Origin of the sequence: Pseudoalteromonas sp. TAB23 (assembly GCF_000498075.1) — a bacterium.
GTDB classification, from domain to species: domain Bacteria; phylum Pseudomonadota; class Gammaproteobacteria; order Enterobacterales; family Alteromonadaceae; genus Pseudoalteromonas; species Pseudoalteromonas arctica.
In genome coordinates this window covers 21,848-29,704 of the sequence record NZ_AUTP01000186.1, presented here as the reverse complement: position 1 = coordinate 29,704, position 7,857 = coordinate 21,848, and the positions used below count along the sequence as shown (strand labels likewise).

Sequence of the window (7,857 nt, the reverse complement as noted above, 5' to 3'; positions counted from 1 at the left end):
AAGCCAGTACTTGTATCTACATGTGCATCGGCGTGGTGTACACGGTGCAAACGCCATAAAATAGGCACTTGATGAAATAATCTATGCTGCCAATAAATTAATATATCGAGTAAAAGTATGCTCAATATAATAATTAAACTGCTTGGTAGGGCTATTTGATTAAATAAGCCAATGCCGTGCTCTTGAGTGTAAAGTGCAACAGCGGTTAACCCAATAGGGACCACTAAGCGCGCAATAACTGATGAAGCAAACACTAACCCAAAATTAGCAAACCAACGTGTACTGCTTTTAATAGGTGCTTGGCGAGCAGGCTTTTGCCATTCAAGCAGCATCATTATAATTAAAATGCTAAAAAAGCTGCCGAGTCGCCACCATACTTCATTAGTCATTTATTACCTCAGAATTTGCACTGCTAGGCATGTTTTCAGCTGCTTTGTTAGCATCGGCTTCTTGTTGCTTAAGCGTGTGATAACCGCCATGTATACGGGTAAAAATAGTTATGCCACACGCAATAGCAAAAATGCTCGCCATAACCGCAAAGTGCTGCGGCCAAATACAAAATGCAATAAATAGCGCTATTGTTTCAGTGCCTTCGGTTAAGCCGTTTAAGTAGTAAAAGCTTTTGTATTTAAATTGCGGTTTTTCGAGTTTAAATTTTTCGGCGGCAATCGCAAAAGCTAAAAAGCTTGAGCCCGTACCAATAAAAGTGGCAAGTAATAACGATCCCGCTATCGCGTTTTGCTCAGGGTTTGCCAAAATAAAGCCAAGCGGAATAGCCGCGTAAAATAAAAAGTCGAGTGTGATATCTAAAAAGCCACCCGCGCTTGAACTTTGGTTTGCATAGCGTGCTAATGCGCCATCAAGTCCATCTAAAATTCGATTTAAAGCAATGGCAACTAATGCGCCGTACCACATTTCAAACGCCAGTAATGGCACGGCTAATAAGCCAACTAAAAAGCCTACAACAGTGAGCTGATCGGCAGTTATGCCGCGTTTATGCATAAGCATAACCACAGGTGTTAAAAGTGGCTTAATTACAGGGGTGATAAATTTGTCTAGCATGTTTGTTACCTTATGCGTATTAAAGCCACGAATTAAAGTGCGCTATTTAAAGTAATGAGTTTGCCATTTGCAGCGTCGGCGTCGCTATGGTCATGAGTTACCATAATTGCAGGTAGCTTATGATCGCGTATTTGGCTAAACACGAGTTCGCGTGTATCAACACGCAATTGGGTGTCGAGTTTGCTAAAGGGTTCGTCGAGTAAAATGGCTTTAGGTTCGCTCAGCAGCATACGTAATAATGCAACACGGGCTTGTTGCCCGCCCGATAAGTTATCGGGATGACGATTGCCCATATCTTTAAGACCTACTTGCTCAAGTGCATGTTCTATTTTTTCAAGACGTTGTTTTTTATTACCTTTGGGCATTGCAAAGGCAATGTTACCAGCAACAGTTAAATGCGAAAACAATAAAGCGTCTTGATAAAGCACTCCAATATGGCGTAAGTGTGGAGGGGTGTTATCGATATTTTGACCATTAAGCCACACCTCTCCATTGGCCTTAAAGCTACTTGGTAAAGTACCCGTAAGCCAATTTAATAAGCTTGATTTACCACTGCCCGATGGGCCCATAATAGTCAGAATTTCACCGCCATTAACTTGCTCGTTTAAGCTAAGTAGCAACTCATTTTGGCGATAAAGCTGACAATTTTTAATCTGTAACGATGACTGCATTAAAAAACCTTAACCCTGATAGTGTTAAACATGGGTGCTTTAAATATGTGCACTTTTAAACTTGCGTACTTTTAAACACGTGCACTTTTGAAAAAATATTTAGGTAAACCCCATGCCAGTATAAATCCAATAAGTGGCAACGCCATTTGCATAATAGCGTACACGGCACTGGTGCGTCTGCTTGCGCCATTGGCAAGCGTAACAGCTTCGGTTGTTATTGTGGCTATGNGCCCGCCGCCAGCTAAAAGCGTGGGGAGGTATTGTCCAAAACTAATTGCTAAGCCCAGTGCGGCTGCAATTAAAATAGGGGCAAACAACTGAGGTAGTTTTACTTTAAAAAACACCTTGCATGGCGCTGCGCCTAGACTTGCTGCAACATGAGCAAAACGAGGATCTAAGCGCCTATAGCTGCTCGCAAGTGACAAAAACACATAAGGCAACACAAACAGTAAATGAGTAAGTACTACATTAAAAAATGCAGCTTGGTTATTTACCAATTGTTGTATCCATACTAGCCCAAACAAAAAGGCAATACTGGGTACTAATAACGGTAAGTAAATAATTAAACTGGTAAAACGAGAAATAGGTTTGTCACTCAACTGCTCTGATTCTAAACACAATAAAGTAAGAATAATGGCAAATAGTGTGGTTACTAAACCGATTGCTAGCGTATTAAAAAGCGGGCTGCCCATTTGCATTAGCGCACTTTTAAAATGCAGTAGCGTAAATTGCTCAGGCATTGCATCTGGAAAACGCCAAAAACCTGCAACCGACCACATAACTAGACCAATAAGTGACAACAGTATAAAGCTAATTACTAATGTGGTGAGTACTACCGTTATTTTTTGCCAATAAAATCCACCGTATTCGCGCACCCCATTAGTGAGCGAGTCGCTAAATAATACTTTTACGGCTTTTTCTCCGCCAAGCCAAAGCGCTAATAACCCGCCTGTAACAGCCAGTTGTAATAAAGCACCTGCTGAGGCTTTAATACGCAGGTTTAAATCAACATCGTTAAACCAATGCATTATTGCAACGGCCAACGTGGGTGGTGTATTTGGGCCTAATATAAGAGGCATTTCTACACTTGCGCTTGCATAGGCAAGCACTGCTAAAAGGGGTAAGCGCAGCAGCGGATAAAGACTTGGCAGTATTACTTTAAAAAAGGCGGTCATTGGACAATAACCTAAGTTAAGCGCAACCTTATGTTGTTGGCGTAATTTTTTGCCAAGCTCAGGTTGCGCCAATACGCCCAGTGCCATTAATAATAAAAAGGGAAGCTCTTTTAGTGTTAAGCCTAAAATAATACTAATACCGAACGAATCATGCGGAAACATGCCGTTTGGCGCAAGTTCCCAGCCGCTTAACCAAGGCGACGCTAAGCGTGAAATCATACCTGAAGGGGCAATTAAAAACCCTACTGCAATAGCCGCGGCGGCATGAGGTATCACTAATATAGGGCTCAATAAACGCTGAATTCGGTTAAGCCACGGGCTATTAAAAAACGCAGCTAAAATCATTAAGGTAATGATAAATGCAAGCAGAGTACTTATTAAGCCCGTTGCAACGCTTAAGGTAACCATTTGAGTAAGGCCAGGTGTTTGCCAAAGGGCATTAAAACCTTGCAAGCTAAACGTTGTTTGCTCAAGTACGGGCGCATAACCAAAGGCAGGCAGCAATACGCTAATTAAGCCACCAAGTACGGGTAGTATAAGTAAAGCGAGTAAAAATCGCGGGCTAAATTTTACAATGCGCGTAAACATATCGGTGCTGCACTGCGTTGTTGCTTTGGTATTTACTGGTACACTTTTTGAAATAACGCTCATTGGCTTACTCCATAACGGGTTTGCCAACCTTGCATAATGGCGTTTACCCAGCTTGGATGAGGTTCGCTCAATGTGCGTTTAATACTGTTTAAAGGCAGTGCACTTGGATGCGGTTTAGCTGTTTTAAATAAGGCTTGCTGTTCAGGCGTTAACGTTGATTGAATAAGTACGCTTTTATCGCCCCATATATGCGCTTTTTGCTTTTGAGCTTGCGCTTCAGGGCTGAGTAAAAAATTAGCCACTAATTGCGCACTTTGCTGGTGGCTTGCATTGTAAGGGATTGCCACAAAATGGGTATTACTTAAACTGCCATCACTCATTGCGTAACTGCGAATGCTGTTTGGTAAATCATAGCGTTTTACAGCTGCCGGTACTTCAGGTGCTGAAAAAGTAAAGGCTAAACTCAACTCTGTATCGTCCACAAGGCGGCGCATTTGAGCACCACTTTGCATAAAATGAGTGCCACCACGCCAAAGAGTTGGGTGTAGTTTATCTAAAAAGTCCCACAGTGAGTTTAACACTTGCGCTGTATTTTTAGTTGTAGCTGGTTGGTTTAGCTGCGCTTTAATATTTTCGCTGCTTTGCTGATGCAGTACAACTAAGGCGTATTTTAAAAAGCTCATACCTAAAAAGTCAGGCGGCTTTGGGTAACTAAAGCGACCAGGGTTTTGCGCGCTCCAGTTTAATAATTCGTTTAATGTCGTCGGCAATTTATTGTTTGCCTTACCATTTATTGCAATGCTGTCGTAATAAAACGTAAGTGACGCTTGCCCCCATGGAGCCTCCATCCCATTGGTAGGTAAACCAAAATCAAATGTTACAGCAGGGTTATTAGCCGGATCGGTTAATGCAAAGTAGGGAAGTTTACTCGCCCATTGCTTTAAAAGCAGAGAGTGCTCACTCATGGTGGCAAAGTTAGCCCCGTTGATCCACATTAAATCTACGCTGCCTTGGTTGTTATTGTTTGCTGATTTTTCGGCAAGTACACGACTTACTGCTTCGCTGGTGTCACTTAATTTTACATGCACTAAGTTAATGTTGTACTTAGTTTTAACTTGCTGCGCTGCCCATTGAATATAAGCATTTATTTGCGCGTCGCCGCCCCATGCATAAAAGTATACATCTTGATTGCTACCAAGTGTTTGAATTTGTTGCCAGCGAGATCCCTGTTGTGTGTTAATTACTAAATTACTTTTACTATTTGAGTTAATAACGGTATTAGCAAACGCGGTGCTCGAAAAAGCAGCTAAATTTGCGATTGTACAAACGCAAAACGCGACACAGCAAAAGCTGTATCGCGCCTGTGTTTGCCAAAACTTAATGGCGAACATTTAAATCCCAGTTATAGTCTAAAAATTTAACTTTCATGTCATCATTTTTAAGTGCTTTTTGCTGAGCGGGTATCAGTTTAAGTGCATCGCTGTATTGCAAGAAAAACTGCTGTAGCGTGTTTGTACCTCTAAAGCCTTTTTCAAAGTCGTCGCCGTACCACTTAAATATTGAAGACACGCTTAGCGTATTTTCTTGAGCCATATTACGTGTCATATCTGATAAAAAGCGCACCGTTTGCTCTTGCAATTGGCTTTCTAAATCAGTGGCTGTATACGCTTCTTCTCGAAGCGCTGGGCAACCAATACTCGCGCAATTTACTGCAAAGTGAATGCGTGGGTCGTTGTATTTACCGCTGCCACGTATTAAACCATGCTCTATACCATCAAGGCTGCGAGTTTTGCCAAGTAATGGCACAAACTCTTTACTCCATGGTGAGCTAAAAAAGCTTCCTAAGTCTTTAATTGACTTGAGATCAGGGTACTTAGTTAAAATAAGCTCAACAGTCCACGCATTATAAGCATTGATTAAAAAAGCGAGTTGCTTAGGCTTTTCCCATGCGTCAAATTCGCTTTGCGTTACAGCCGTTAACGAATCTAAATACGTTTTTAGCTGTGCATGCTCACGTTTTATAGCAGCGTAATCAACCTCAGTACTGTGATTATGGTTAATAGCAACAACATGCTTATTTAACAATGCATTCCAGCTATCGTGCATGTTTTGGGCTTGGGCCGAAAATGACGTTGCAAACGATGTTACAACTAAAGCCGAACCAAGTAGCAATGCTTTTAGAGGTGTTTTAAACATAATTAACCTCGACGCCAAGTGTGGTATTTTTCAAGCAAGTTAAGCACTTTTTCAGGTGCATGAGCGCGTTTCCACTCACCTGCTGCGTATTTGTTACCTTCAGCCCAAGTAGGGTAGCTGTGTATAGTACCGAGTATTTTGTTAAGACCTAAGCCGTGTTTCATTGCCAGTACAAACTCAGCAATCAAATCGCCAGCGTGTTCAGACACCACAGTAACACCGAGTATTTTGTCTTTGCCTTTGGGTGTAATCACTTTAATAAAGCCTTTTGTAGCGCTGTCGGTAATTGCACGGTCTAGCTCTTCAAATTCAAAGCGAGTAATTTCGTAATCTATGCCTTTGTCTTTTGCGTCTTGCTCGTTTAAGCCAACACGTGCTACTTCTGGGTCAATAAATGTAGTCCACGGAATAACACGGTAATCTACTTTAAACTTTTTAAGGTGACCAAATAAGCCATTTACAGCTGCGTACCAACCCTGATGGGCTGCCACGTGTGTAAATTGGTATGGACCTACAATATCGCCTGCTGCAAAAATATTAGGGTACAGTGTTTCAAGGTACTCGTTAGTTACTACTGTGCGGTTTGTTTCTATGCCTAGCTCTTCAAGACCGTAACCTTTAAGGCGCGCACTTCTACCAACGGCACATAATAGCTCGTCATATTCAATATCTATTTCTTTGTCGTTATGTTTAACAACAATATATTTTTTACCATCGCGTGTTTCACAACGAAGTGCTTGGTGCGATGTTAAAATATTAACGCCACTTTCGGTTAACGCTTCGTGAGCAAAAGTAGACACTTCAAGGTCTTCTTTGATCATGATGCGTTCGCTCATTTCAATTTGCGTAACACTTGAACCTAAACGTGCAAAGCTTTGTGCTAATTCGCTACCAATTGGACCGCCACCTAGTACTACAAGTTTTTTAGGTGCCTCATCTAGCTCTGCAAATTTATTCCACAATGTATCGCTTGTTACATAGCCTGTTTCTTCAATACCAGGTAGTGGCGGTACAAATGGGCGTGCGCCAGTGGCAATCACAATAGTACGGGCAGTGAGTGTTTGCGTGCCGCCATCGTTAAGTTTAATTTCTACAGTCCACGGGTCGATTAATTTACCGTAACCTTTTACAACATCTACGCCTAAGTCGGTGTAACGCTCAACACTGTCGTGTGGTGCTACATCGGCAATTACTTTGTGTACACGTGCCATTACTTTTTTGAACGAAAACTGTGGTGTTGCGTTTTCTAGACCGTAGTTTTCACCGTGGCGAATTTGCTCTGCAATTTTAGCGCTTTTAATAACTGCTTTACTTGGAACACAACCGTAGTTTAAACAGTCGCCGCCCATTTCGCCGGCTTCAATAAGGGTTACTTTTGCTTTAACAGCAGCGGCTATATAACTTGTTACCAAACCACCTGCGCCTGCACCAATAACAATCATGTTACGGTCGAATTTTTTAGGCTTAGTGTAGTTTTTGTATACGCGACGTTTTTTAAACACGTTTAAGATTCCTTTAGCAATGAATGGGAAAATGCCCAATAAAGCGAATGATAAGATTAAGTTGAATGATAAAATTCCAGATAAGCTCTCTATTTGCGCCAGTTGCGTACCTGCGTTAACAAATACAAATGTACCGGCTAGCATACCTGCTTGGCTTACCCAGTAATAAGTCCATGACTTTATTGAGGTAACACCCATTAGTAAATTGATTAAAAAGAACGGAAACACCGGCACTAAACGAAGGGTAAATAAGTAAAATCCACCTTCTTTTTCAACGCCTGCATCAATTGCGGCTAAGCGCTCAGGAAAACGTTGTTTAATAGTGTCGCGTAGTAAGTAACGCGATACTAAAAAGGCAAGTGTTGCGCCAATAGTTGAGGCAAAAGATGCAACCAATAAGCCTTCAACTAAGCCAAATAATGCACCTGCTGCAAGTGTCAAAATAGCCGCGCCCGGTAACGAGAGAGCTGTTACTACTACGTACAGTAAAAAGAACCCACCAATAACCAACAACGGTGACTGCTCTTTGTAATCGCTAAACTGATCCATTGACCCTTTTAAGCCATCAAGCGTAAGTAGTTGGTGTAAGTCAAAATGAAAGAACAGGCCGACGGCGGCCGCTGCAATCAATAATAAAAATATTTTTTTAATCATGTTCTC

The 7,857-nt window shown here is 41.7% G+C and carries 7 protein-coding genes; all 7 read right to left on the bottom strand.

The window, feature by feature from the left end:
- A partial coding sequence (locus L654_RS0109075) for a sterol desaturase family protein (RefSeq protein ID WP_024607850.1) occupies positions 1-389 on the bottom strand: 389 nt, incomplete at its 3' end.
- Positions 382-1,062, bottom strand: a complete 681-nt coding sequence (locus L654_RS0109070; RefSeq protein ID WP_024607849.1) for a CDP-alcohol phosphatidyltransferase family protein — start codon at positions 1,060-1,062, stop codon at positions 382-384. The genes L654_RS0109070 and L654_RS0109075, both read right to left, overlap by 8 nt.
- Before the next feature lie 32 nt (positions 1,063-1,094).
- Positions 1,095-1,733: an ATP-binding cassette domain-containing protein gene (locus L654_RS0109065; protein ID WP_002960109.1), complete on the bottom strand. Its 639-nt coding sequence runs from the start codon at positions 1,731-1,733 to the stop codon at positions 1,095-1,097.
- 71 nt (positions 1,734-1,804) lie between these two features.
- Positions 1,805-3,559 carry an ABC transporter permease subunit gene (locus L654_RS0109060; protein ID WP_024607848.1) on the bottom strand — a complete coding sequence of 585 codons (1,755 nt, stop codon included), beginning with the start codon at positions 3,557-3,559 and terminating at the stop codon, positions 1,805-1,807.
- Positions 3,556-4,890 carry an ABC transporter substrate-binding protein gene (locus tag L654_RS0109055; protein WP_024607847.1) on the bottom strand — a complete coding sequence of 445 codons (1,335 nt, stop codon included), beginning with the start codon at positions 4,888-4,890 and terminating at the stop codon, positions 3,556-3,558. Before L654_RS0109055 ends, L654_RS0109060 begins: the two co-directional genes overlap by 4 nt.
- Positions 4,877-5,695, bottom strand: a complete 819-nt coding sequence (locus tag L654_RS0109050; protein ID WP_024591910.1) for a DUF547 domain-containing protein — start codon at positions 5,693-5,695, stop codon at positions 4,877-4,879. Before L654_RS0109050 ends, L654_RS0109055 begins: the two co-directional genes overlap by 14 nt.
- Positions 5,696-5,697: 2 nt before the next feature.
- Positions 5,698-7,851, bottom strand: a complete 2,154-nt coding sequence (locus tag L654_RS0109045; RefSeq protein ID WP_024607846.1) for a bifunctional TVP38/TMEM64 family protein/FAD-dependent oxidoreductase — start codon at positions 7,849-7,851, stop codon at positions 5,698-5,700.
- Between the last annotated feature and the right edge of the window lie 6 nt (positions 7,852-7,857).